21 protein-coding genes, 2 pseudogenes and 1 CRISPR repeat array (1 of these 24 cut by a window edge) are annotated in these 24,402 nt (G+C 70.7%); of the genes and pseudogenes, 20 read left to right on the forward strand and 3 right to left on the reverse strand.

Going from position 1 to position 24,402, the window contains the following annotated elements:
• Positions 1 to 2,634: direct repeats of the CRISPR family, unit length 29 nt; unit sequence GTCCTCCCCGCCGACGCGGGGGTGTTCCG (it extends 996 nt beyond the left edge of the window).
• Between the two features lie 260 nt (positions 2,635 to 2,894).
• Positions 2,895 to 4,031, reverse strand: a complete 1,137-nt coding sequence (locus AB0F29_RS00265) for a tyrosine-type recombinase/integrase (protein WP_361866200.1) — start codon at positions 4,029 to 4,031, stop codon at positions 2,895 to 2,897.
• 305 nt (positions 4,032 to 4,336) lie between these two features.
• Between AB0F29_RS00265 and AB0F29_RS00270 the strand changes: the two genes are divergently transcribed.
• Together AB0F29_RS00270 and AB0F29_RS00275 are read left to right on the forward strand one after the other, a co-directional pair.
• Positions 4,337 to 4,612 (forward strand): hypothetical protein, encoded by a 276-nt coding sequence (locus tag AB0F29_RS00270; protein WP_361866202.1) that lies wholly within the window; start codon positions 4,337 to 4,339, stop codon positions 4,610 to 4,612.
• Positions 4,594 to 5,005, forward strand: a pseudogene (locus tag AB0F29_RS00275) (transposase); the annotation flags it as partial. The gene AB0F29_RS00270 and the pseudogene AB0F29_RS00275, both read left to right, overlap by 19 nt.
• On the opposite strand, the pseudogene AB0F29_RS00280 reads toward AB0F29_RS00275, so the two are convergent.
• Positions 4,987 to 5,907 (reverse strand): annotated as a pseudogene (locus tag AB0F29_RS00280) (LysR substrate-binding domain-containing protein); the annotation flags it as partial. The pseudogenes AB0F29_RS00275 and AB0F29_RS00280 overlap by 19 nt on opposite strands.
• A 90-nt stretch (positions 5,908 to 5,997) precedes the next feature.
• Between AB0F29_RS00280 and AB0F29_RS00285 the strand changes: the two are divergent.
• The 16 genes from AB0F29_RS00285 (at position 5,998) to AB0F29_RS00360 (ending at position 21,366) form a co-directional block, all read left to right on the forward strand.
• Positions 5,998 to 7,425 (forward strand): 2-hydroxymuconic semialdehyde dehydrogenase, encoded by a 1,428-nt coding sequence (locus AB0F29_RS00285; RefSeq protein WP_361866205.1) that lies wholly within the window; start codon positions 5,998 to 6,000, stop codon positions 7,423 to 7,425.
• A complete protein-coding gene (locus AB0F29_RS00290) occupies positions 7,422 to 8,267 on the forward strand; it encodes a fumarylacetoacetate hydrolase family protein (RefSeq protein WP_361866207.1) in 846 nt (281 codons plus the stop codon). The genes AB0F29_RS00285 and AB0F29_RS00290 overlap by 4 nt, the downstream gene beginning before the upstream one ends.
• Complete coding sequence (locus tag AB0F29_RS00295; protein ID WP_361866209.1) at positions 8,264 to 9,037, forward strand: fumarylacetoacetate hydrolase family protein; 774 nt, start codon at positions 8,264 to 8,266, stop codon at positions 9,035 to 9,037. Before AB0F29_RS00290 ends, AB0F29_RS00295 begins: the two co-directional genes overlap by 4 nt.
• On the forward strand, positions 9,034 to 9,471 hold the full coding sequence (locus AB0F29_RS00300; protein ID WP_018955638.1) for a RidA family protein: 438 nt from the start codon (positions 9,034 to 9,036) through the stop codon (positions 9,469 to 9,471). Before AB0F29_RS00295 ends, AB0F29_RS00300 begins: the two co-directional genes overlap by 4 nt.
• Positions 9,468 to 10,040, forward strand: coding sequence for a 3-hydroxyanthranilate 3,4-dioxygenase (locus tag AB0F29_RS00305; RefSeq protein ID WP_361866212.1), 573 nt, complete (start codon positions 9,468 to 9,470; stop codon positions 10,038 to 10,040). The genes AB0F29_RS00300 and AB0F29_RS00305 overlap by 4 nt, the downstream gene beginning before the upstream one ends.
• A complete protein-coding gene (locus AB0F29_RS00310) occupies positions 10,037 to 11,059 on the forward strand; it encodes an amidohydrolase family protein (RefSeq protein WP_361866214.1) in 1,023 nt (340 codons plus the stop codon). The genes AB0F29_RS00305 and AB0F29_RS00310 overlap by 4 nt, the downstream gene beginning before the upstream one ends.
• Positions 11,056 to 11,970, forward strand: coding sequence for an acetaldehyde dehydrogenase (acetylating) (locus tag AB0F29_RS00315; protein WP_018955635.1), 915 nt, complete (start codon positions 11,056 to 11,058; stop codon positions 11,968 to 11,970). Before AB0F29_RS00310 ends, AB0F29_RS00315 begins: the two co-directional genes overlap by 4 nt.
• The gene (dmpG, locus tag AB0F29_RS00320; protein ID WP_361866217.1) at positions 11,967 to 13,037 is read left to right on the forward strand and encodes a 4-hydroxy-2-oxovalerate aldolase; all 1,071 of its coding nucleotides are present in this window, start codon (positions 11,967 to 11,969) and stop codon (positions 13,035 to 13,037) included. The genes AB0F29_RS00315 and dmpG overlap by 4 nt, the downstream gene beginning before the upstream one ends.
• Positions 13,031 to 14,266 carry a kynureninase gene (gene kynU, locus AB0F29_RS00325; RefSeq protein WP_361866220.1) on the forward strand — a complete coding sequence of 412 codons (1,236 nt, stop codon included), beginning with the start codon at positions 13,031 to 13,033 and terminating at the stop codon, positions 14,264 to 14,266. The genes dmpG and kynU overlap by 7 nt, the downstream gene beginning before the upstream one ends.
• Before the next feature lie 105 nt (positions 14,267 to 14,371).
• Positions 14,372 to 16,150 (forward strand): hypothetical protein, encoded by a 1,779-nt coding sequence (locus AB0F29_RS00330; RefSeq protein ID WP_361866223.1) that lies wholly within the window; start codon positions 14,372 to 14,374, stop codon positions 16,148 to 16,150.
• Between the two features lie 49 nt (positions 16,151 to 16,199).
• The gene (locus AB0F29_RS00335) at positions 16,200 to 17,639 is read left to right on the forward strand and encodes an amino acid permease (protein WP_361866226.1); all 1,440 of its coding nucleotides are present in this window, start codon (positions 16,200 to 16,202) and stop codon (positions 17,637 to 17,639) included.
• A 522-nt stretch (positions 17,640 to 18,161) separates the two neighbouring features.
• Positions 18,162 to 18,488: a plasmid stabilization protein gene (locus AB0F29_RS00340; protein ID WP_361866228.1), complete on the forward strand. Its 327-nt coding sequence runs from the start codon at positions 18,162 to 18,164 to the stop codon at positions 18,486 to 18,488.
• Positions 18,489 to 18,540: 52 nt separating this feature from the next.
• Complete coding sequence (locus AB0F29_RS00345; RefSeq protein WP_361866231.1) at positions 18,541 to 19,014, forward strand: DUF5709 domain-containing protein; 474 nt, start codon at positions 18,541 to 18,543, stop codon at positions 19,012 to 19,014.
• A 22-nt stretch (positions 19,015 to 19,036) separates the two neighbouring features.
• Entirely contained in the window at positions 19,037 to 19,705 is a 669-nt protein-coding gene (locus AB0F29_RS00350) for an HAD family hydrolase (protein ID WP_361866234.1), read from the forward strand.
• A 203-nt stretch (positions 19,706 to 19,908) separates the two neighbouring features.
• Positions 19,909 to 20,889: a TIGR03557 family F420-dependent LLM class oxidoreductase gene (locus AB0F29_RS00355; RefSeq protein WP_361866237.1), complete on the forward strand. Its 981-nt coding sequence runs from the start codon at positions 19,909 to 19,911 to the stop codon at positions 20,887 to 20,889.
• Positions 20,890 to 20,970: 81 nt separating this feature from the next.
• A complete protein-coding gene (locus tag AB0F29_RS00360) occupies positions 20,971 to 21,366 on the forward strand; it encodes a VOC family protein (protein ID WP_018955626.1) in 396 nt (131 codons plus the stop codon).
• 68 nt (positions 21,367 to 21,434) lie between these two features.
• Here AB0F29_RS00360 and AB0F29_RS00365 read toward each other — a convergent pair whose 3' ends face one another.
• Positions 21,435 to 21,971: an isochorismatase family cysteine hydrolase gene (locus AB0F29_RS00365; RefSeq protein WP_361866241.1), complete on the reverse strand. Its 537-nt coding sequence runs from the start codon at positions 21,969 to 21,971 to the stop codon at positions 21,435 to 21,437.
• 126 nt (positions 21,972 to 22,097) lie between these two features.
• Between AB0F29_RS00365 and AB0F29_RS00370 the strand changes: the two genes are divergently transcribed.
• Both AB0F29_RS00370 and AB0F29_RS00375 read left to right on the forward strand, forming a co-directional pair.
• Positions 22,098 to 23,282, forward strand: a complete 1,185-nt coding sequence (locus AB0F29_RS00370) for a zinc-dependent alcohol dehydrogenase (protein ID WP_361866244.1) — start codon at positions 22,098 to 22,100, stop codon at positions 23,280 to 23,282.
• Between the two features lie 44 nt (positions 23,283 to 23,326).
• The gene (locus AB0F29_RS00375) at positions 23,327 to 24,373 is read left to right on the forward strand and encodes an SDR family oxidoreductase (RefSeq protein ID WP_361866247.1); all 1,047 of its coding nucleotides are present in this window, start codon (positions 23,327 to 23,329) and stop codon (positions 24,371 to 24,373) included.
• The last annotated feature ends 29 nt before the right edge of the window (positions 24,374 to 24,402 follow it).

Consider the following 24,402-nt stretch of genomic DNA (forward strand, 5'->3'; position numbering starts at 1 on the left):
GGTGTTCCGTCGAGGTACGCCGTCTCCGCCTTCGCCGCTTCGTCCTCCCCGCCGACGCGGGGGTGTTCCGGTGACGAACCCTTACCGGCTGCTCGCGAGCGAGTCCTCCCCGCCGACGCGGGGGTGTTCCGTTCCGGGTGGCGTCCGTGCCGCGGACGCTGAAGTCCTCCCCGCCGACGCGGGGGTGTTCCGGTGGCCCGCGAACTGCGCTGGGCCCAGCTCAAGTCCTCCCCGCCGACGCGGGGGTGTTCCGCTGGAGAACTCCGGCCCGGAGACATGGTTCCGGTCCTCCCCGCCGACGCGGGGGTGTTCCGCCAGTGGTGGGTCAGCGTTCTTCGCCGTCGGCGTCCTCCCCGCCGACGCGGGGGTGTTCCGGCAACGCCGTCCGGGGCGGCCACGTCGAACCCGTCCTCCCCGCCGACGCGGGGGTGTTCCGGCCCCGTGCGGCGGTGTCGCATACGGCGACGAGTCCTCCCCGCCGACGCGGGGGTGTTCCGAGCCACGGGGTCCTCCTGCTTCGGGGGGTTGGGTCCTCCCCGCCGACGCGGGGGTGTTCCGATCCGCATCACCGGGAGCGGCCCGATCCCGGCGTCCTCCCCGCCGACGCGGGGGTGTTCCGTGTGCGGCCCTGGGGGAGGCGGCTGACCTCCTGTCCTCCCCGCCGACGCGGGGGTGTTCCGGGGCCGGGAGGTGGCCGCGGAGGATCGCGTCGGTCCTCCCCGCCGACGCGGGGGTGTTCCGTCTCCGACGGTGACGTAGGTGCCGGCCTCGGAGTCCTCCCCGCCGACGCGGGGGTGTTCCGGCAGCGGCATGACGCCGCGCACGGAGACCGTGGTCCTCCCCGCCGACGCGGGGGTGTTCCGGACAGGTCCGCGTGGCCGGCCCACGCCGACACGTCCTCCCCGCCGACGCGGGGGTGTTCCGCAGCTGGTGGCGCTGGCCAACCGGGAGGTGAAGTCCTCCCCGCCGGCGCGGGGGTGTTCCGCCGTCCTGGACCGTCGACACGCGGACCGAGGAGTCCTCCCCGCCGACGCGGGGGTGTTCCGCGTCAGGCCGTGGGTGCCGTGTCCTGCTTTTTGTCCTCCCCGCCGACGCGGGGGTGTTCCGGCGATGGCCGCGATGGTCGCCGGAGAGACCAAGTCCTCCCCGCCGACGCGGGGGTGTTCCGGCGCGCGGGGTGCCGCCGCCCTGCGCGGTCTCGTCCTCCCCGCCGACGCGGGGGTGTTCCGCTCGATGCCGATGCCCACCGAACGCCCGGTGCGTCCTCCCCGCCGACGCGGGGGTGTTCCGGCTTGGACGATCGACCGCCTCCAGCTCCAGCGGTCCTCCCCGCCGACGCGGGGGTGTTCCGGTCATCGACGAGGACGCGTTCCGGGCATGGGTGTCCTCCCCGCCGACGCGGGGGTGTTCCGCCCGAGCAGCCCACCAAGGAGCCCGCCGACGCGTCCTCCCCGCCGACGCGGGGGTGTTCCGCACCACCAGACCCGGGCCGAGCTCCACCACCGGTCCTCCCCGCCGACGCGGGGGTGTTCCGTCCGGGCGGGGGCCGTTTTGTGACAGCTCCGCGTCCTCCCCGCCGACGCGGGGGTGTTCCGCCGCGGTTCGTGTTCGTGACGTGGGTGTGGTGGTCCTCCCCGCCGACGCGGGGGTGTTCCGGTGCGGCTCGACGCACGCGAAACCCACCGGTAGTCCTCCCCGCCGACGCGGGGGTGTTCCGTAACACCTCGCCACCGCCTGGCCCGTACGCCCGTCCTCCCCGCCGACGCGGGGGTGTTCCGAAGAAGGCCGCGGTGATGCCGCAGCCGTTCACGTCCTCCCCGCCGACGCGGGGGTGTTCCGTCCGCGCCGTGGCTCACCACGACGTGGGCCTCGTCCTCCCCGCCGACGCGGGGGTGTTCCGTTCGTGGCGGTGGATGACCGGTTCTACTCCGCGTCCTCCCCGCCGACGCGGGGGTGTTCCGCAGCGCGCGGACGCCGAGGGTTCAGCCCTGCTGTCCTCCCCGCCGACGCGGGGGTGTTCCGGCACCCCCGGCGCGGGCGCACCGCCGCTGACCGTCCTCCCCGCCGACGCGGGGGTGTTCCGTCGAGGTCGATGACGATGTCCGACGCCTTGGCGTCCTCCCCGCCGACGCGGGGGTGTTCCGGGTCGGCGGTCTCCTCGGGTGTGACGTGCCCAGTCCTCCCCGCCGACGCGGGGGTGTTCCGCGGGGGGTACCGGTCACGCCCCGGGTGCCGACGTCCTCCCCGCCGACGCGGGAGTGTTCCAGAGCAGGCGGGGTGCTCGGTCGTGGCGTCCGAGTCCTCCCCTCCGACGCGGGGGTGTTCCGCCTCGCAGGGTGCGCCCGTACACCCGGATCGTCGTTTTCCCCGCCGACGCGGGGGTGTTCCGATCAGTCCCGGGGCCGCGCCCGTGCGTCTTGGGTCCTCCCCGCCGACGCGGGGGTGTTCCGTAGTGGTAGAACGCACCGCGGCCGACCCCGGCCGTCCTCCCCGCCGACGCGGGGGTGTTCCTCCGGGGCCCCTCGCGCGCGTACGCGTAGGGCCGTCCTCCCCGCCGACGCGGGGGTGTTCCGACCTGCGGCGTGGCCCCCCAGCCCGACCAGCGGTCCTCCCCGCCGACGCGGGGGTGTTCCGCTGCGCGGGAGGCAGTCGTCCCAGCCCTTGCCATTGTCCCCGCCGAAAACGGCGCCAAGCCGGTCCCGGAGCGACCCGCCAGCTCGCCGCCGCCACGGGACGACAGTCAAGGGTGCACTCCGTACCGACCAAGATCCGGGCCATACGCGGACCAGCCGCCTACAACATGGCCGCATAGTGGCCGTTTCCGCTGGTCAGAGGCCCTGCGAGGCGTGTACCACCAGCAGACGAAGAATCTACTGTTCCCTTGAAGCCGGAAATCAGGCTGCTTCCCAGAGGCCGGCGTCCAGGATCCGGGCGGCCTTGGTGATGCTGCCCGGCATCAGGTGCCGGTAGGTGCGGTACGTCTCTTCGATGGACTTGTGGCCCATCCACTCCGCCACGTCAGTGATGGGTATGCCGTTGCCGAGGGCGTTCGAGGCGAAGTAGTGCCGGAACCCATACATCCCGACCCCCTCCTCCGGCGGGAGGCCTTTGAAGAGCTTCTTCACCCGGCGCCGCTCCATGCCTTCGGTGAAGTAGCCGCCCGGACCGCGCAGCAGGTAGCCGTCCTTCGTGGTGCCGTGCTTCTCCTCGTACCGCTCGATCGCCTCCCGCACCGACCGAGGCAACGGCACCTCGCGGAACTCCCCCGTCTTGCGGTGCTTCAGCTTCGCCGGCTTCAACGTGTTGGAATGGATCTGCTCGCGCACCCGGTACACGTCCTGCGCCACGACGTTGTTGACGTTCACCGCCCGCGCCTCACCGTTGCGCAAGCCGCATCCCGCCATCATGACGATCTCCAACGCCAGGTCCTCATCGGCAACGGCAAGTGCTTTCGTCACGTAGGCAAGAGAGGGAATGGCAACCGTTCCCCGAACATATTCGGGCTCCTGGACCCCCTTCACAGGATCGTCCGCCATGGCCCCCTTGGTGTACGCGTCCCGCAGGACGGTCTTGAGGACACGGAATATGTTCACCTGGTTCCCGCGGCCGACCCCGTCGCCCTCCATCTCGTCCAGGAACCGTTCGACCACGATCGGTGTGACCGAGTTCAGCTTCCGCGAACCCAGGCGCGGAACGATGTGCACGTTGATCGAGCTGTCGACGTGCTCCCCCGTGGAGTAATCCGTCATCTTGCGCTGCCGGGGACGCCACTGCTTCGCGTACTCCCCGACCGTCAGCTGACCCAGTTCACGGCGGGCCGCCGCCACAGTCGGCGCCGTCGTCTTCTTCTCCGCGTACACCTGTGTAAGACGCTCGATCGCGTCGTCCTGCGTGGCGTACCCGGACTCCTCACGCTGCTTGCCGAGCGCGTCCCGGAAACGGATCGAGTACGGGTGAGGGCAGCGGGTGGGCTTCGCGCAGCCGCAGTCCTTGAAGAAGGACCCCATACCGCGGGCGAGCTGTCGGGCCATGTGTCGTGCACCATCCGTTCCGGCCCAAGAATCATGCTCAGGCGCCGCACTGCAGGTCGCAGGTCAGCAAGCCGGGACACGTCCGGGACGCATGCTGACCGTTTGCTGACCTGAGGGGGGCACATGATGCCCCTGACCTGCGGCAACGCCAAACAGTTAGATCTTGGACTTGAACAGAGTGCGCAGCATTCGGGACTCCTCCGAGACGGCTCCCTGCCTGCTTTGTGCAGGTCAAGGGCGATCTCGACTGTACACCGGGACACGCCGAACGATGTCTGTGAAGAACATCGCTCCGATCAGTCGAAATGGCTTCCCACCTGGGCTTCCCCTTCGCTCAGACGTCTGTTGGGACAAGCGCCCCGGAACGCGACGTCGAGGAGTACCGCGCCCTCGTCCACGCGAGCCGCCACGTCCGCCCCCGCCGCACCTTCGACAAGGGCTGGGGCGGCCCCGTCTCCGTGCACGCCGACGGATCGGTCCTCGCCCTGCCTCTCCTGCCGGGACAGGACGAGGAACCGAGCACCGTCGCTGTTCGAGTGACCTCTCCGATGCCCGATGGGAGCTGGTCGAGCCAGTTCTGACCGCACGCCGAGGCCGCGGGCCGGACATCGGCAGGCCGCCGAATCATGACTTGCGAAGCCTGCTGGACGCGGTCCTCCACGTGAACCGGACAGGGATCCCGTGGCGCTATCTGCCGCACGACTACCCGCACTGGAACACCGTCTACGCCTACTTCGCCCGCCGGCAGGAAGAAGGGTGTACTCGACCGGCTCAACAGTCTCCTCCGGCGACAGGTCCGCAGGAAGGAAGGCCGGGACGACGATCCAACCGCCTGCGTCAACGCTCTTCAACGAACCACCGGCGTCCCGTCGAGTGTCTCGCGCAGCAGGACCGCTTCCTGGTCGAGGTGATGGAGCAGCGCTTGGAGAGCGGGGGTGCGTGTCCGGCGGGCTGCTTCGGTGGTGCCCACCGTACGCCCCACCGAAGGAAGTTCGACCGGGAGCGCGGCGAGGTGCTCGTCCTCGCGCAGGACCAGTTCGGGCAGGAGCGCCACCATGTCCGTCTGGAGCAGCAGCGCCCGCATGGTGAGGATGGACGTGCACTCGACGCGGTCCGCGGGCGGTGTGAGGCCCCGGTCGACGAAGACGGCACCGAGTTCCTGGCGCAGGGCGGTCTGCTCGACGGGCAGGATCCAGGGGAATCCGAGGGTGTCCGCGAGTGTGACGTCCACGGTGTCGAGGAGCGGGTGGCCCGAGCGGACGGCGAGCCGGATCGGCTCCCGGTAGAGCTTCCGTTGGCGCAGCCCGTCCCCTTCCGTGGGGGTCGATCCCACCCGTCCCACGATGACGTCCAGTTCGCCTGCCAGCAGTGCCGGGTGGAGGACGTCCGGGGTCCCCTCCCGGACGACGACGGTGAGCCGGGGCCGTTCCCGTTTGAGCGCTGCGACCGCCCGGGGCAGGAGCACATTGGCTCCGGCCAGCAGGGTGCCCACGGTCACGGTGCCGTCCAGTCCCTGGCGGAGTCCTGTGAGGTGGTCCCCGGCCCGGCGAATCTCGGCGACCACGGCGCGGGCGTGCTCCGTCAGGGCTTCGCCGTAGACGGTGGGCCGCATCCCGCGCGGTACACGGACGAAGAGCGGCAGGTCCGCGATGGCCTCCAGTTCGTGGAGGGTGCGGGTCGCGGCCGGCTGGGTGAGGTGCAGCGATTCCGCGGCCCGTACGACGCTCCCGTGCTCGTACACCGCGATGAGCAGGATCAGGTGCCGGAACTTCAACCGGCCGTCCAGGAGGTCCATCGCAGCCGGCTCCTTCCGGGTATGGAGGGCGGCTCCACCTTGCCATACCAGGATTGTTATGTCTGACGCGCCGATTGGCATTGGATCGGCATAGCTGGGTGGGTGCACTATACCGGCACACCCGGGGGCGACTTTCGGACATGCCCCGGCTGGATGACGGAGGTCCACAGCGTGAGTTCACCCGTACGGCACTACGTAGGAGGCGGGTTCGACGCGTCCGGCGTTACGCTCCCCCTCGTCGATCCGGTCACCGGGCGTGTTGCCGGCGAGGTACCGCAGGCGTCCCGGGAGGTGGTCGACCGGGCGGTTCGTGCGGCCCGAGAGGCACTGCGCGGGCCGTGGGCGGTATGGAGCCCGACCGAGCGGTCGAGGTTGCTGCACCGGATCGCCGATGGGATCGAGCGGCGCTTCGAGGAGTTCGTCGCGGCCGAGTGCGCCGACACCGGCAAGCCGCGCACGTTGGCCTCGACGGTCGACATCCCCCGGGCCGTGGCCAACTTTCGCTCCTACGCGGGGCTCCTGACCGGGCGCGGCGAACGGTCCTGGCACACCGCCACCCCGGACGGCCGGGGCGCGCTGAACTACACCGTCCACAAGCCGCTCGGCGTCGTCGCGGTGATCTCGCCGTGGAACCTGCCGCTGCTCCTGCTCAGCTGGAAGGTCGCGCCCGCCCTCGCGACCGGCAACACGGTGGTGGCCAAGCCGTCCGAACTCACCCCCGGCACGGCCTGTCTGCTGGCCGAGGTGCTGGCCGAGGCGGAGGTTCCGCCAGGAGTCTTCAACCTCGTGCACGGCCCGGGCGCGGACGCGGCCGGCCAGTGGCTCACCGAGCACCCCGGGGTGGACGCCGTCGCCTTCACGGGCGAGTCGCGCACCGGATCGATGATCATGCGGGCGGCTGCGGAGCGGTTGGCGCCGGTCTCCTTCGAACTGGGCGGCAAGAACGCCGGACTCGTCTTCGCCGACGCGGATCTTGAGCAGGCGGTCGCCGGCACTCTCCGTTCCGCCTTCACCCACAGCGGGCAGGTCTGTCTGTGCACCGAGCGGTTGTACGTGCAACGGCCCGTCTTCGACGCGTTCGCCGCCGCGCTCGCCACCCAGGCGAAGGAACTTTCCGGCTACGGCCCGATGGTCTCCGCCGCCCACCGGGACAAGGTGCTGGGCCACCTGGAGAGGGCCGCCGCCGACGGGGAGGTCCTGGCGGGCGGCGGGGTACCGCGCTTCGGGGACGAGCGGGACGGCGGCTTCTGGGTGGAACCCACCGTGCTGGCCGGACTACCGGAGGACCACCCGGCGGTACGGGACGAGATCTTCGGCCCGGTCGTACACCTCGCGCCGTTCGACACCGAGGACGAGGCGTTGACCCTCGCCAACGCCGGCCCGTACGGACTGGCCGCCACGGTGTGGACCGGTGACGTGAGCCGCGCCCACCGCGTCGCCCCCGCCCTGGAGGTCGGCACCGCCTGGGTCAACACCTGGAACCTGCGTGACCTCCGTGCGCCCTTCGGCGGTGTGAAGGCGTCCGGGATCGGCCGTGAGGGCGGCGACCACTCCCTCGACTTCTTCTCCGAACCGATGAATGTGTGCGTGAAACTGTGAGTACGACGGACTCCACCGCGACCAGGACGGGCGCCCCACGCGACCCGGTGACGGGGGCCGCCGAGCGGCTCGACGAGGCGCATCGCACAGGTGTTCCGTGTGCACCGGTCCGCGACCTCCTGCCGCCCGGTGACCTGGAGGCCGCCTACGCCGTCCAGTCCCTCCTGACCGAACGACGCCTCGCCGGGGGCCGGCGCATCACGGGTTGGAAGATCGGTCTCACCTCGACCGCGGTACAGCGGCAACTCGGCGTTGACACACCGGACTTCGGCGCCCTCCTCGACGACACCGCCGTACCGGACGGCGCCGAGATCCCCTGGGGCTCGGTGCTCCAGCCCAGGGCAGAGGCCGAGGTCGCTCTGGTCCTCGAAGGTGACCTCGTACACGATCGGCACACGGTGGCCGACGTGATCCGCGCGACCGCATTCGTGCTGCCCGCCATCGAGGTGGTCGGCAGCCGGATCCGTGACTGGGACATCTCCGCCGTGGACACCATCGCCGACAACGCCTCCAGCGGCGCGTACGTACTGGGCACGCGACCCGTGCTTCTGCGGGAACTCGATCTGCGTTCCGCCGGCATGGTGTTGGAGCGCCGCGGCGAGCCCGTCTCCACCGGTGCGGGTGCCGCCTGCCTCGGCAACCCACTGCACGCGGCCGTCTGGCTGGCGGACACACTCGTCCGGCTCGGCAGTCCGCTGCGGGCCGGGGACACGGTGCTCACCGGCGCGCTCGGTCCCATGGCCGCCGTCGAGCCGGGTGATGTGTTCGAGGCCCGGATCGACGGGCTCGGGTCGGTGCGCGCGGCCTTCGGGCGCGTCGACACGGAAGGGGCGGTCCGATGAACATCACGGCTCGGGCCGAGTCCCTCGACCGTGCGGCACTGGACGCGCGTCCGCTGCCGGGCGGTGCCACCGGACTGGCGGACACCGCCGAGGCGTACGCCGTTCAGGACGCCCTGATCGTGCGGCGGCTGGACCGCGGCGAGCGGCTCACCGGCTTCAAGCTCGGCTTCACCAGCCTCGCCAAGATGCGGCAGATGGGCGTTGCGGATCTGATCCACGGACGGCTGACGGATCGGATGGAGATCCCCGACGGGGGGCGGTACGACATCTCGGGGCTGATCCATCCGCGGGTCGAGCCGGAAGTGGCGTTCCTCCTGGGGAGCACCCTGCGTCCGGGCGCCGATCCGTGGGCGGCCGTCGCGGCCGTGGCGCCCGCGCTGGAGGTCATCGACTCCCGGTACGACGGGTTCCGGTTCTCCCTGCCCGAGGTAATCGCCGACAACACCTCGGCCGCGGCCTACGCCGTGGGGCCCTGGGGAGAACCGGGTGCCGCGAGCGGACTGGGCAACCTGGGTGTCCTGCTGGAACTCGACGGCCGCCCGGTGGAGACCGGTTCCACCGCGGCGATCCTCGGACATCCGCTGCGCGCCCTCGCGGCGGCGGCCCGGCTCGCCGGTTCGCTGGAAGCGGGCACCGTGATCCTCGCCGGTGCGGCGACCGCCGCCGTACCGCTGCCCCCCGGTGCACACGTACGGGCGTCGGTCACGGGACTCGGTGCCGTCCAGTTCACCGCCACCACCGCTCCGGCCATCACCGAGGAGGACGCGTGATCGTCCCCGGCGCCGCGCCACCCCGCGGCCGTTTCCCGCACCTGAGGCGCGCGGGCGACTTCGTCTTCGTCTCCGGCACCAGCTCCCGGCGCCCCGACGGCACCTTCGTCGGGGCGAACGTCGACCCGATGGGCGTGAGTGACCTCGATGTCCGGGCCCAGACCCGGGCCGTACTCGACAACATCGCGGCGTTGCTCGCCGCGGCCGGCGGCGGCCTCGACGACCTGGTGTCGGTCACCACGTACCTCGTCAGCATGAACGACTTCGGAGGCTACAACGACGTCTACGCCGAGTACTTCGACGAGCACGGGCCGACCCGCACCACCGTCGCCGTCCACCAGTTGCCCCATCCCCACCTCCTGATCGAGATCAGCGGCGTGGCCCACCTCCCCCGGGGCGGCCACCTCCACCAGAGCGAGGAACAGCACCGATGACCATGAGACCGTTCAACCTCCAGTCCTGGATCGAGGAGAACCGGCACCTGCTCAAGCCGCCGGTGGGCAATGTCCAGATCTGGCAGGACGCCGATCTGATGGTGACGGTCGTGGGCGGACCCAACCGGCGCACCGACTTCCACGACGACCCCATCGAGGAGTTCTTCTACCAGCTCAAGGGCGACATGGTGCTCCGCGTCATGGAGGGGGACGGACAGCCTCCGCGCGACATCCACATCCGCGAGGGGGACGTGTTCCTCGCACCGGCGCACCTGCGGCACTCCCCGCAGCGGCCGGAGGAGGACAGCATCGGCCTCGTCGTCGAGTTCGCCCGACCGCAAGGGCACCTCGACGCGTTCGAGTGGTACTGCATGGAGTGCCACCACTTGGTGCACCGCAGCGAGGTCCAGCTCACCTCGATCGTCGACGACCTGCCTCCGGTGTTCGGCGCCTTCTACGCCGACACGGCCGCGCGCACCTGCCCCCACTGCGCCGCCGTGCACCCGGGCCGGGACTGGCCCGAACGGCTGCGTCCACGCACCCGCCGCGACGAGGAGGCAGGAGCGTGACCGTCGTCGACGTGCACGCCCACGTCTTCCCGGAGATCGGCCGCGCCGAATCCCGACTGCTCACCGGCTCCGACGACGGCCCCTGGCTGCGCACCACGGACGGACCGGGCACCGGAATGATGATGGCCGGTTCGGCCGAGTACCGGCCGGTGAACCGCACCCTGTGGGACCCGGCGGAACGCGTCGCCGACCTGGACCGGCTCGGCGTGGACGTCCAGGTGCTGTCCAGTACCCCCATGCTGTTCGGCTACGACCTCGAACCCGAGCGCGCCGTCGAGTGGTGCCGGACGGTCAACGCGCATCTGCTGCGGTACGCCGCGCACGCCCCGGACCGGCTGGCCCCCCTCTGCCAGGTGCCCCTCCAGGACACCGAAGCCGCCTGTGCGATGGTCAGCGACGCCATGGGACAGGGCTTCCGCGGCGTCCACATCGGCAACCACCTCGGCGATCGAGACCTCGACCACGGCGCGCTGATCGAGTTTCTCGCCCACTGCGCCGAAGAGGACGCGGCCGTCCTGGTCCACCCCTGGGACCTGCCGTCCGGGCCGAGGTTCTCCCGGTACATGCTGGCCTGGCTCGCGGGCATGGCCGGTGAGACCCATCTGACCATCCTCTCGCTGATCCTGTCCGGTGCCTTCGAACGCCTCCCGGCCTCGCTCCGGCTGATGTTCGCCCACGGCGGCGGCAGCTTCCCGTACCTCCTGGGACGGGCCGACAACGCCTGGCGCCGCCGGGACCTCGTACGTGCCGACAGTCCGCATCCGCCCTCGTACTACACCGACCGCTTCTCCGTGGACTCGGCCGTCTTCGACCTCGGCGCGCTACGGCTCCTCGTGGACGTGATGGGAGTGGAGCAGGTGCTGCTCGGCTCCGACCACCCCTTCCCGCTCGGTGAGGAGGAGATCGGCCGGCTCGTGCGCGAGAGCGAACTCTCCCCGGCGGAGCGGACCGCCGTCCTCGGCGGCAACGCCGTCCGCTTCTTCGGTCTGGCCCCGCTGGCGAAGGAGGCCGTCCGATGAAGGCAGCCGTGATCGGATCGGGCAACATCGGCACCGATCTCCTCATCAAGATCATCAGGGGATCGGGGAACGTCACCGCTGCCGCGATGATCGGCATCGACCCGGAGTCGGAAGGGCTCGCACGGGCCCGCCGCCTCTCCGTGCCCACCAGTGCCGGCGGAGTGACCGGGCTCCTGGCCCTCGACGGATTCGACGAGATCGACCTGGTCTTCGACGCCACGTCCGCCGCCGCCCACCACCACAACGCCGCAGCCCTCGCGCCGTACGGCAAGACGATCGTCGACCTGACCCCCGCGGCCATCGGCCCGTACGTCGTACCGTCCGTCAATCTCGACGAGCACCTCGACGCACCCAACGTCAACATGGTCACCTGCGGCGGCCAGGCCACCGTCCCCATCGTCGCCGCCGTATCGGCGGTGGCACCGGTCCACTACGCGGAGATCGTCGCCTCGATCTCCTCCCGGTCGGCCGGCCCGGGCACCCGCGCCAACATCGACGAGTTCACCGAGACCACCTCCCGCGCCCTCGAACAGGTGGGCGGTGCGACTCGTGGCAAGGCGATCATCGTGCTCAACCCCGCCGAACCACCGCTGTTGATGCGCGACACCGTCCACTGCGTCGTCGACGACTGCGACCCCCAGCGGGTGACCGCCTCCATCCACGCGATGGTCGACTCCGTCGCCGCATACGTGCCCGGCTACCGGCTCAAGCAGGAGCCGCAGTTCCGCTCCCTGGCGTCCGACGATCCGCTGACGGCACTCGGGCTCGGCGGGCGGCTCCTCGTCTCCGTCTACCTGGAGGTCGAGGGCGCCGCCCACTACCTCCCGGCCTACGCCGGAAACCTCGACATCATGACCTCCGCCGCGCTGCGCACCGCCGAGCGCCTGGCCGAACGGAGCCGGGCCCGATGACCAAGGTCTACGTCCAGGACGTCACCCTGCGGGACGGCATGCACGCCGTGTCGCACCGCTACACCCTCGAACAGGTCCGGACGATCGCCGCCGCCCTCGAAGCGGCCGGTGTCGACGCCATCGAAGTCGCCCACGGCGACGGCCTGTCCGGCTCGTCCGTCACCTACGGCCCCGGCGCACACACCGACGAGGAGTGGCTGGAAGCCGCGGCCGACGTGCTCGACCGCGCCAGGCTCACCACCCTGCTGCTGCCGGGCATCGGCACCGCCGACGATCTGCGCCGCGCCCACTCCCTCGGCGTCACCTCCGTCCGCGTCGCCACCCACTGCACCGAGGCGGACATCTCCGCCCAGCACATCGGCCTGGCCCGCGAACTGGGCATGGACGTGTCGGGCTTCCTGATGATGTCCCACCTGGCCCCGCCCGCCGAACTGGCCGCGCAGGCCCGCCTCATGGAGTCGTACGGCGCGCACTGCGTCTACGTCACCGACTCCGGCGGCCGGTTGACCATGGACGGCGTACGGGACCGGGTCCGCGCCTACCGCGACGCCCTCGATCCTGCCACCGAGATCGGCATCCACGCCCACCACAACCTCGGCCTGGGCGTGGCCAACAGCATCGTGGCCGTGGAAGCGGGGGCATACCGCGTCGACGCCTCCCTCGCCGGGCAGGGCGCCGGCGCCGGCAACGCGCCCTTGGAGCCGACGGTGGCGGTGTTCGATCTCATGGGCTGGGAACACGGCTGCGCGCTGTTCCCGCTCATGGACGCCGCCGAAGAACTCGTACGGCCGACGCAGGACCGGCCCGTGCGCGTCGACCGGGAGACCCTCACCCTCGGGTACGCCGGAGTGTACTCCAGCTTCCTGCGGCACGCCGAGAACACGGCCCTGCGCCACCGGCTCGACACCCGTGACCTGCTGGTCGAGGCCGGACGGCGGCGGCTGGTCGGCGGGCAGGAGGACCTGCTCACGGACATCGCGCTCGATCTCGCCAGGGACCGCGAAGCCGCCCCCGCCCCTGCCGCCGGGTGCGCCCCCTCACACGACGACGGAGACACCCCATGCTGACCGAACGCGCCGCCACGCTCGACGCCGCCGACCCCCTGGCCCACGTCCGCGCCCGCTTCCTCCTCCCCGAAGGCGTCGTCTACCTCGACGGCAACTCCCTGGGCGCACTTCCCGCCGCCGTCCCGGCGGTCGTCGAGGACGCCGTGCACCGTCAGTGGGGCACCGACCTGATCCGTTCCTGGAACGGCAACGGCTGGTGGGAGGCGCCGATCCGGACCGGCGACACACTCGGCCGACTGGTCGGTGCGGCCCCCGGGCAGACGGTTGTCGGGGACTCCACCAGCGTCCAGCTCTTCAACACCCTGCTGGCCGCCGCCCGGATGCGCCCCGGACGCCGACTGCTGCTGACCGATCCCGACCACTTCCCCACCGACCAGTACATCGCCGACTCGGTGGGCCGACTCCTCGGGCTCGACGTCCGCCGGGTGCCGGCCCACGAGGCTGCCGCGGTGCTGGCCGCCGAAGCCGGAAACGTCGCCGTGGCCGCCTACGCCCCGGTGGACTACCGCACCGGCGAGCTGTACGACATGGCCGCGCTCACCGCCGCCGCGCACGCCGCCGGCGCCCTGATGCACTGGGACCTGTGCCACGCGGCGGGCGCCCTCACCGTCGAACTCGACGCCATCGAGGCGGACTTCGCGGTCGGCTGCGGCTACAAGTACCTCTCCGGCGGCCCCGGGGCGCCCGCGTTCGCCTACGTCGCCCGGCGGCACCAGCCGGACTTCGACCACCCCCTCACCGGCTGGCACGGACACGCGGAGCCGTTCGCCATGGCGGGTACGTACACCCCTGGGGCGGACATCAGCCGGGCCCGGATCAGCACTCCCCCGCTGTTGTCACTCCTCGCCCTCGAAGCCGCGCTGACGGCCTTCGACGGCGTGGACATGACGGCCGTACGGGAGAAGAACCTCTCCCTGACCGGGTTCTTCCAGGAGTGCGCCGACGAACTCCTCGACGGCCTCGGCTTCACCATGGCGACCCCGCGCGACCCGGCCCGCCGCGGCAGCCAGGTCGCCCTGCGCCACCCGGAGGCATACCCGCTGGTGGCCGCGCTCACCGCCCGCGGTGTGATCGGCGACATGCGGGCCCCGGACCTGCTCCGGTTCGGATTCAACGCCCTCTACGTCACCCACGCGGACGTCCTGCACGCCGTCCGCGAACTGCTCGCCGTCGTGACCGACGGCGACCACCACAACACCGAATTCCGGCAGCGCCCCACCGTCACCTGATCGGCCCGCGCGCCCGCCCCCGTGTGTCCCTGGGGCGGGCCCGCGCGCCCGCCCCAGGGACACACGGCACATCCCGCTCCCTTCCTGCTCCGATTGGACCGTCAGATGCGTCCCCTCCGTAGAAAAGCCGCCCTCGCCGCAGTGGTCGCCGCCGCCACCACGGCCACACTCCTCGCTCCCGGTGTCTCCGGCGCGGACACCACCAGCGCCACGGCCATCCCCGCTGTCGACCCCGACATCCTCGACGCGTGCGAGGACCGCCGCCCCGGGCCGGCCGACACCGGTTCGTACGGCATGCAACTGGACGGCAGCTTCCGGCACCCCGCGCTCACCCCGGTCGACGAGCAGAACGAACACTCCTTCCCGGGCCGCAACGAGAAGTACGACACCCGTGCGTACATCAAGAACATGAAGGTCGAAGCCGCCTACGAGGGGGCCGGCTTCACCCCCGACTACTTCCACACCTGGCAGAACATCGTCGACTTCGGCGGCCGCCGCTACCTCTTCCAGTACAGCCGCTCCGACGGCCGCGTCTACGACATCACCGACGTCAAGAAGGTCAAGGTGGTCGAGAGGATGAGCCGCGACGACGTGGGCGGCGACGAGGCCCGGGCGAACGGTGACTGGGCGGCACACGACTACTGGGGCGCGTCCACCATCCAGTGGAACAAGAAGCTGAACGCGTACGTCATGGTCCAGAGCTTCGAGAGCAGGCGCCAGATCTCGGAACTCTCCGACCACCCGCCCAAGGACAAGTACAACAATCCGGAGGGCGTCGCGAAACTGCGGGCCAAGCCGGGGCTCAAGGGCTTCAAGGTGTTCCGCCTGGACGGCCCCCGCAAGAAGGACTGGAAGCTGCTGACGACGGTTTCCACCGACTCCACCCAGGCCGACCCCCTGAACACCGACCCGGCCACGGCACAGCAGGGCTCCGGCTCGATCGACGTGCCGCACTGGACCGGCGAGAAGTACATGTTCATCGCCACCGCGCCGAACGACACCTACTCCGGCACCGAGTACCCCACCAATCTGCACTCGGCCGGCTACCAGTCCTGGGACATGTCCGACCCGGCCCGCCCGAAGCTCCTGGACACCTGGCACCTGCCGGGCCAGCGCACCGGCGAGGAGGCCGCGTACCGGAACAACCCGCGCTGCGGGAACCGGACCAGTTGGATGGGCGCCCGGATGCCGCTCTTCCTCCCCAAACCCGTCGAGAAGGGCGGACGCTACGCCTTCGCCGCCATGGGCGGCTACGGCCTGACGGTACTGGACGTCTCGAACCCCTCGAACATGAAGACCGTCAGCCACCTGGACCTGCCGGCCTCCGTCGCGGGCACCGAGGGTGACAACATCGACGTCTCCCAGTACGAGAAGACCGGAATGATCTACTACTCGGGCTACCCGCTCACCGAGGACTGCTACGAGCCCTACAAGGACATCTACCAGATCGACGCACGGGACCCGAAGAAGCCCCGCGTCGTCGGCGTCCTTCCCCGCCCGACCCCGCCGAAGGCCGCCGGCATCAACGACTACTGCCAGCGCCGCGGCAGCTTCGGGCCCAAGCGCACCGGCTACTACACCAACCCGGGCCGGCACACCCCCGGTGTCCTGAGCTACGGCTTCTACAACGCGGGCGTGCAGTTCTTCGACGTCTCCAAGCCCGCGTCGCCGGAGATATCGGCGTACTTCGTCCCGAAGGCGTACGGTCCCGCCACCGCGGACTACGCGTACGGCAACCAGACCCACGGCGTGTACGTGGAGTGGGACCGCAACATCGCGTGGACGCTGACCAACCACGGCATCTACGCGCTGTCCTCGCGGAAGGTCTTGGGCAAGCCGGACCTGAACGCACCGGCGGAGCCGTTCCGCAACAGCGAGTTCTGAGTCGCTGTCCCTCTCCCACCCTCATCACCTTCCAGAAGGGCCCACCGCCATGGCCGCACCCAGCGACTCCGCACCGCTCGCCCCGCCCTCCGAAGCCGACGGCGCCAGACCGTCGGCCGCCGGTGGAGGGCTGGTCCGCTCCCTCACCCACCGGCAGACCACCATGATCGGGCTGGGCTCCGCGCTCGGCACCGGACTCTTCCTCGGCTCCAGCACCGCGATATCCGTGGCCGGCCCCGCCGTGATCGTCGCGTACGCGATCGGCGCGGTCCTGGTCGCCATCATCGCCGTCCTGCTCGGCGAGATGTCCGCCGCCCACCCGGTGCAGGGTTCCTTCGGCACCATCGCGCACCGCTACCTCGGCCCGTGGGCCGGGTTCCTCAGCCGGTACCTGTACTGGTTCAGCGCCGTCGTCGTCATCGGGACGGAGGTCGTCGCTTCCGCGCTCTACATCCGCTGGTGGTGGCCCGAGGTGCCGATGTCGGCGGCGATCCTGGTGATCGCCGCGATCGTCCTCGCGGTCAACATCATCAGTGTGAAGTCCTTCGGCACCACGGAGTTCTGGCTCTCCAGCATCAAGGTGGTCGCGCTCTGCGTGTTCATCCTCTGCGCCGCACTGCTGGTCTTCTTCGGTCTGCCCGACACGGAGGCTTCCGGCTTCGCCAACCTCTCCGACGACGGTGGCTTCATGCCGCACGGCCTGGAATCCATCTGGCTGGCCATGTCCGTGGTGATGTTCGCGTACGCCGGGTTCGAGGTCGTCGCCATCGCCTCCGCGGAAGCGGTCGACCCGCAGCGGACCATCCGTACCGCGATGCGCCAGCTGGCCTGGCGGCTGAGCTTCTTCTACCTTCTCGCCATCACCCTGGTCCTCGCCCTGATCCCGTGGCGCAAGCTGGCGGAGGGTGACGGGAGCGTCGAGGCGAGCCCCTTCGTGCGGGTCTTCTCCGAGGTCGGCGTGCCGGCCGCGGCGACCCTCACCAACGCGGTCGTTCTCATCGCGGCCATGTCGGCCGCCAACGCCCACCTGTACGGCGCGTCCCGGCTGCTGCACTCGCTCGGAGACGACGGCCTGGCCCCGGCGCCGACGGCCAAGCTGAGCAAGCGCGGCGTCCCCGCGATCGCCCTGGCCGTCTCCTCCCTGGGTATCGCCGTCGCCGCCTTGCTGGCCTTCTACGACGTCAGCGGCCTCTTCAACATCATGATGTCGATCGCCATCTTCGCCGTCCTCCTGGTGTGGCTGCTGATCGTCGCCTCGTACATCGCCTTCCGACGCCACCGCAAGGCGAACCCCGAGGAGTTCACCGGATTCAGCGTTCCGGGCGGTGGGAAGCTGGCGGTCGTGGCCGTGGTCGGGGTCCTGGCCGTCGCCGCCACGGCGGTGGAGGTCCCCGACATGCGCCAGGCCGCCGGTATCGGCCTGGCCTTCACCGCGGTGCTCTTCGCTTGCCACGGCCTGCTCACCTTGCGCCGGACACGGCAGAAGTAGGGCCCGCCCAAGGGGCACCACCAGCTGCACGGTTCACGTCTCGCACCTCGCAGGGCGTCGCTGTTCCCCGGCGGCGCCCCGCAGGACGTCCGGGCCGACAACGCGGCCGGATGAAGCCCACGCGGAGAGCCTGGGAAGTGGCCTTCCCCGGTCCCGCGAAGTAGCGGTCCAGCACCGGCTCGACCAGCTGGTCGATCGTGGACGGCACCAGCCCGGCCGCGTCGCGCCCGCGGAATGGCACATTGGCTGGAGGGAGCGGGCGTGGGCACGGTGGGCCTGGCCGGCCACGGGGTGGGCAACGCGGACTTCGCCCTCGGTATCACCGAGCTCGGCTCGAGCACCACTTCGGTTCAACCGGACTCGCGGTCGAGCCCGCGTTCGGGCCGGTATCCCCATCGGCTTCGGGGGCGCCACTCCTGCTCCTCTCTCCGGGGGCGCTGTCGCGGTGGGCGTTGTTTAGTGGGATCCGTACGGGAAACGCGATGTCCCGACGCCCCCGGGACGGAAGTGGAGGAGTACGCCATGCCGGCTGGATCCAGCAAGAAGCGTGAGCGGCAGTACGAGCACATCAAGGAGAGCCAGGAGGAGCAGGGCGCGTCGCAGAGCCGCGCGAAGGAGATCGCGGCCCGGACCGTCAACAAGGAGCGCGCCCGGTCGGGCGAGTCGAAGACGGCGAGCAAGACGTCGACGCAGGACAGGAAATCCGCCTACGAACGCGGCGGCGAACGTTCACACAAGGGCGCGCAGGGGCCCACGAAGGACCAGCTCTACGCGGAGGCCAGGAAGAAGAACATCGACGGGCGCTCCTCCATGAACAAGGAGCAGCTCCGCAAGGCCCTCGGACGCTGACACACCCACCGGCGGTCCAGGGCCGGCCGCCGCACGACGGAGGGAACAGGACATGCCCGCAGACGCACGCGGCGACGACGTGTACCAGCCCCAGGACGACGATGGCGGCGATCCGCCGAACGACGAGCTCGACCTGGAGAACACGCTCGACGAACGGGACCTGGACGATCGGATGGAAGAGGGTTACTCCCCGCCCGACCGCCCCTTGGCCGTGAACAGGTTCGGCACGACCGGGGCCGAGGTGCGCCACGGTGAATCCCTGGACCAGCGGCTCGCCCAGGAGACCGACGACGTGGAACCGCCCGACGGCGACGGCATCGGCGACCTCGCCGAGGGTGAGGGCGAGCCCCTGGAACGGGCCGAGCGCGAGCCCCGGGCAGGCCGGCTCAGCGCGGCGGACGACGCGGCCGGGCGGGAGAACGACGTCTTCGCCGAGGACGTGGGCATCGACGGTGGCGCGGCGTCGGCGGAAGAAGCGGCCGTCCATGTCTCGGACGAGGCGGACATCCAGGGGCGCGAGGCCTGACGGCCGGTGAAAGCGGGAGACCATGACTGGCGCGGCGATCTTCGATGTGGACGGCACGCTCACCGATACCAATCACCTCCACGTGGTGGCCTGGTGGGAGGCCTTCCGGCAGGCCGGGCACACCGTGCCGATGCCGGAGATCCACCGGGCGGTCGGCCTCGGCTCCGGTGATCTGATTGAGCGGCTGCTGGGGCCCGACCGTGACGCGGGGCAGGACGCGGCCATCGGCTCCGCGCACACGGTGCTCTACGCGACGTATTTCGACCGCCTCCCCGCCTTCCGCCACGCGGGCGACCTGCTGCGCACCTTGGCAGGCCGCGGTTGGCGGGTTGTCCTCGCCACTTCGGCGAGCGGGACGGAGCTCGCGGCTCTGCGGCGGGCGGTGGATGCGGACGAGGCCCTCCGGGCCACGGCGAGCTCGGACGACGTCGACCGGGGAAAGCCGTCCCCGGAGCCCGTGGAGCTGGCGTGCCGGCTGGCCGGAGTCAGTGCGGGGCAGGCGGTGTTCGTGGGCGACACGGTGTGGGACATGGAGGCGGCGGCCCGGGCCGGGGTGACCGCGGTGGCTCTCCTGTCGGGCGGTATCCCCCGCGCGGACCTGGAGCGGGCAGGAGCGGAAGCGGTCTACCAGGATGTCGCCGATCTGCTCGACCGCCTCGACGACAGCCCGTTCGGGCCGGGCCCCGGCTGACGCGCGGACCTCGCACCTCCCGTCGGGTGGCCGTGCGGGCTGGACATGCCGGCCTCGTACGGCTGCCGCCGAGCATCACCCGGACGGGCCAGGTCCCGGCCGCGTTGTCCCGCCCTGTCCACGCCCTTGACCGTTATGTACGGAGAACAGGGGGTACCCCTGTGCGGAAGAGGCAGCCACGACGCGCGCGGAACGAGGATCACATGCAGGTGGGATACAAGCTGGCGGCGGAGGCGTTCGGCCCGGCGGAGCTGGTCAGGCAGGCCGTGCTCGCCGAGGAGGCGGGATTCGACTTCGTCGAGATCAGCGACCATTACCACCCCTGGCTCGACAACCAGGGACACTCACCGTTCGCCTGGACGGTGCTGGGAAGCATCGCGGCGAAGACGTCGCGGATCGGTCTGGCGACCGGGGTCACGTGCCCCACCGTGCGCTACCACCCCGCCATCATCGCTCAGGCGGCCGCGACACTCGCCCTGCTCTCGGAAGGCCGCTTCGTCCTGGGTGTCGGCTCGGGGGAGCGGCTCAACGAACACGTCGTCGGTCCCGGATTCCCCGACGCGGTCCACCCCCGGCACGAGATGCTCACGGAAGCCCTGGAGATCATCCGGCTGCTCTGGCGCGGGGGGTACCGGTCCTACGAGGGAAAGCACCTGCGGCTGCAGGACGCCCGGGTCTTCGACCTCCCCGACGAACTGCCTCTGATCGCGGTGGCCGCCAGCGGTCACCTGTCGACGCGCATCGCCGCCGAGCTGGGCGACGGCCTGTTCGCCACGGAGGACAAGCCGAGCATCGTCCGGCACTACCGTGACGCCGGCGGAACCGGCCCGTGTTACGGCGAGGTTCCGATGGCCTGGGCGCCCGACGCGCACACCGCCGCGCGCGCCGCCCTGGAGACGTCGCGGTGGGCGCTGACCGGGTGGAAGGTGATGAGCGAGCTGCCCAATCCGGTCAATTTCGATGCCGCGACCACCACCGTGCGCGAGGAGGACATTCTGGAGAAGTTCGCCTGCGGAGCGGATCCCCAACGCTACATCGAGGTCGCCCAGAGCTACGTCGACGCGGGTTTCGACAGGCTGGTCATGCAGAACGCGGGCCCCGACCCCGACGGCTTCATCGACTTCTACCGGCGTGAGCTCGACGCGCGCATCCGACAGCTCGAGCCGGGCAGCGCGCGAACCTGAAAGCCGGCCCCCGGGCGGGTCGTTGTCCGAGGCGGCGCCCGCAGGTATGGCACGAGGCCGCCCGGTGGCAAAGGAGCGAGCATGACAGAAGCACCTCCGCGGATCCACACCCTCGTCATCGACGCTGACAGCCCCGAGCGGCTCGCCGCGTTCTGGTCCGAGCTGCTCGGCCGTCCGATCGTGGACCGTACCGGCCCCTATGTCTGGCTGCGGCGGGAGAACGGGCTGGGCCTGGGCTTCCAACAGGCCGGTGAGCCCAGGCCCGGGAAGAACCGCATGCACGTCGACATCTCCTCCCCCGATCCGGCAGCCGAGCAGCGGCGGGTCGAGGCGCTCGGAGGACGACGCCTGGAGGAGTACGCCGACGGCGGTTTCCTGGTGATGGCCGACCCCGAGGGCAACGAGTTCTGCGTCATCCCCGAGGGCCCCGGTTCCGTCGGCCTCGATGACCAGGGGCGCGCCCACTACCTCGATTGAACTCCGAGGTTCGGGACGGCCGGCACGCTGCGGGCGGGACGGTACCGCAGCGCCTTCGAGTACCGGTGTCAGAAGGTGACGTCGTCCGTGGAGGTGACCCGGGCTCCCATGTTGCGTTCCATCATGCGCAGAGCCGCGTCGGCGAGGTCGCTGTGGATGTGTGCCACGGCGTCCCTCGGGACGGTGACGTGCAGCTGCCGGATATGGGCGTCGAGGGCTGAGTACAGCACGCACTGTTCGGTGACCTGCCCGCACAGCACAAGGTGGTCGGCGCCCAGTTGGGAGAGCAGATAGCTGAGCGGCGTCTCGTAGAAGATCGAGTGCCGGGCCTTGACGACGAAGAGGGACTCATCGTCCGGCAGGATGGGTTCGACCAGCTCCGCGTTCTTTCCCGCGAGCGTCTTCTCGACGATCTCTCCGTGGTGGGACCGCCATTCTCCGAAATTGTCGTTCACATAAATGACCGGTACACGCTCCGAGCGGGCGTGGGCGATGAGCCGCGCGATGTGGGGCAGTGCGCTGCGGACGGATGGAACGAGCAGGTCGGCATCGGCATGATCGTACGTATTGATCATGTCGACCACGATGAGCGCGTTGTTCCTCATCCATGCATCATCGCAAAGAGGCCACGTGTGTTCCGGCCCACGACCCTGCCTGGGTGTTTCACGGTCGGCAGGGTGGGAACCCGGCACACTCGCCCACGGAACACCGGCGACGGAAGGAGCGGACCCGTGCGCGCATTGACCTACCAGGGAAAGCGGGACGTCCGGGTGGAGACGGTCCCGGACCCACGGATCCAGGAGCCCACGGACGTCATCGTCAAGATCACGTCGACCGGGATCTGCGGATCCGACCTTCACTTGGGCGAGGTTCTCGGGCCCTACCTCGACCCGGGCGACATCCTGGGCCACGAACCGATGGGGCTGGTGGAGGAGGTCGGCCGCGAGGTCACCGCCTTCGCTCCGGGTGACCGGGTCGTGATTCCCTTCAACGTGTCCTGCGGGCACTGCTACATGTGCGGGCAGGGGCTGCACTCGCAGTGCGAGACGACGCAGGTGCGCGAGCGCGGCATGGGCGCCGCCCTGTTCGGGTACACCAAGCTCTACGGGCAGGTGCCCGGGGGCCAGGCCGAGTACCTGCGGGTGCCCTTCGGCAACGACCTGCCCATCAAGGTCCCGCACGGCCCGTCGGACGACCGGTTCGTCTATCTGTCGGACGTCCTGCCGACCGCCTGGCAAGCGGTCGAGTACGCGGACATCCCGCCCGGCGGCAGCGTCACCGTCCTGGGCCTCGGCCCGATCGGCGCCATGGCCGCCCGGATCGCCCGCCACCGGGGCGCCGATCTCGTCATCGGCGTGGACCTGGTCCCCGAGCGGCTCGACCGGGCAAGCAGGTACGGCGCCACCTGCCTCGACCTGCGTCGCCACGGCAAGAACCTCGGTGACGCCGTCCGCGACCTCACGGACGGGCGCGGCACGGACGCGGTGATCGACGCGGTCGGGATGGAGGCCCATGGCTCCCCCGTGGCCAAGGCGGCACACACAGCGGTCGGGCTGCTCCCCGACACCCTCGCGCAGCGCATGATGGAGACGGCGGGCATCGACCGCCTCGCCGCACTGCACACGGCGATCGACCTGGTGCGCCGGGGCGGCACGATCTCCGTCTCCGGCGTGTACGGCGGCTCCGCCGACCCGATGCCGATGCTCACCATGTTCGACAAGCAGATCCAGCTCCGCATGGGCCAGGCCAACGTCAAGCGCTGGGTCGACGACCTGGTGCCCCTGCTCACCGACGACGACCCGCTGGGCGTGGACTCCTTCGCCACCCACCACCTCCCGCTCGAAGAGGGACCCCAGGCGTACGACACGTTCCGGGAGAAGGCCGACGGCATGATCAAGACCCTGCTCATCCCCTGATCCGGAGACGGGGACCGGGCCACTGCCAGGAAGGAGACCCGGGCATGGAGAACAACAGCCGGCATCCCGGCAAGCGCGTGGTGGTCACGGGCGCCACCGGCAACGTGGGAACCAGCGTGGTCCGCGCGCTCGCCGCGGAACCGGACATCGGATCCGTCCTCGGGCTGGCCCGCAGAAGACCGTCGCTCGAGATCCCGAAGGTCGAGTGGAACACCGTCGATCTGTCCCGGGCCGACAGCGAGGACCGGCTCACGCGTCTGCTGCACGGTGCCTACGCCGTCGTCCACCTGGCGTGGCGTTTCCAGCCCACCCACGACCCCGTGGTGACGTGGCAGAGCAACGTGCTGGGCTCCCGGCGAGTCTTCGACGCCGTGGCACGTGGCGGGGTCCCCGCCCTGGTGCACGCCTCGTCCGTCGGCGCCTACTCCCCGGGTCCCAAGGACGAACCCGGCGTCGACGAGCAGTGGCCCACGCATGGCTGGCCGGACGCCGCCTACTGCCGGGAGAAGGCCTACCTGGAACGTGTCCTCGACACCTTCGAGCTGCGCCACCCGCAGATCCGGGTGGTCCGGATGCGGCCCGGATTCCTCTTCAAGGAGACCGCCGCCCCCGAGCAGCGGCGGATCTTCGCCGGCCGCTACGCCCCCGGCCCCCTGCTGCGGCCGGACCTGCTGCCCTTCGTACCCGACCTGGACGGGCTGCGTTTCCAGGTCCTTCACACCGACGATGCCGCCGACGCCTACCGGCTGGCCGTGCTCCGCGACGTGCGGGGCCCCTTCAACCTGGCGGCGGACCCGGTCATCGACGCCCGCACGCTGGCGGGCCTGCTCGACGCCCGGATCGTGCGGATCCCCAGGGCCCTGGTGCGCACCGCGCTCTCGGCCGCCTGGCGGGCTCATGCCGTACCGGCCTCCCCGCACCTGTTCGACGCGGTGCTGCGACTGCCCGTACTGGACTCCACCAGGGCGCACGAAGTGCTGGGCTGGCAGCCCACCCGTACGGCGGAAGACGCGCTGAGCGCTTTTCTGCGCGGCGTACGCACCGGAGCGGGCGAGGACACCGCACCGCTGGCAGGCCGGAAGACCGGCTGAGCCAACCGGCCGTGCCGTCGGCGGAGCTC

The organism is Streptomyces sp. NPDC026589 (genome assembly GCF_040638385.1).
Taxonomy (GTDB): Bacteria; Actinomycetota; Actinomycetes; order Streptomycetales; family Streptomycetaceae; genus Streptomyces.